This is a genomic window from Burkholderia sp. Bp8963, assembly GCF_003854275.1.
In the GTDB taxonomy this organism is placed as follows: Bacteria; Pseudomonadota; Gammaproteobacteria; order Burkholderiales; family Burkholderiaceae; genus Burkholderia.
In genome coordinates this window covers 1-755 of record NZ_QTQP01000173.1, presented here as the reverse complement: position 1 = coordinate 755, position 755 = coordinate 1, and the positions used below count along the sequence as shown (strand labels likewise).

General features: G+C 58.5%; 1 protein-coding gene and 1 pseudogene. Both read right to left on the bottom strand.

The window, feature by feature from the left end:
• A pseudogene (locus tag DID96_RS37885) lies at positions 1-122 on the bottom strand (ferredoxin--NADP reductase); the annotation flags it as partial.
• A gap of 189 nt (positions 123-311) precedes the next feature.
• Entirely contained in the window at positions 312-611 is a 300-nt protein-coding gene (locus DID96_RS37880; protein WP_124604416.1) for a hypothetical protein, read from the bottom strand.
• Between the last annotated feature and the right edge of the window lie 144 nt (positions 612-755).

Sequence of the window (755 nt, the reverse complement as noted above, 5' to 3'; positions counted from 1 at the left end):
CCGACCATCGTGAATTCGCCGTTGTTGAAGCGCAGGCCCGGCTCACGGGTGCAGGTGAAGCTGAAAAGCGTATCGGTCCAGTGGTGGACGGATTGGACGGTGGCGGTGTCGTATTTGCTCATGACTTTGAAAGCGGACGTCTTCCAGTAGAACCAGGGGATGAGTGCCATCGATGAAGCGAGTGCGAAAACCCGACTTCAAACTGAACTGATGTACCGATCGGTGTCACGCATGACGCACATGCGCTTTGGATCGGCGCAAGCAGTGCTTCGCATACCCGCGACACCTAGTACAACATCCCTCAAATAGGTTTAATAATTATCGGGCTGCAAATATGGCTGCAGGAGCGTGACGACCACATCAGCCATTTCGTCGAGTGAACCCATGCCCGGCAGCGGTTCCCAGCGGCCACTATGGCTGCGAAATGCCGCGCCATATCGATTGCGGCCGAGTTCAGTTAGCCGCGCCACGACGGTTGGCTCGTCATCGTCCAGACGTTTGATCAGCAAGTGGCGCCCGTAGGCTTGCGTGACGATCTGCTCATGGCCGAGCAGACTGCGCAGTTGACGCTGCAGTTCAGCGGCGTGGTGTTTGGCGGGTAAAGCTGGCATCTGCGTCTCTCGATTACGAAGCATCGCCTTGCAGCGGATAGCCCCGGAAACTCCATTTGAAGGGGCGGGCGACCTGATTGTGCTCGCCGACGAACTGGTCGGTGCGCTCGCGCAGGTGCGCGGTGCTGGTGTGGCTGGCATGGC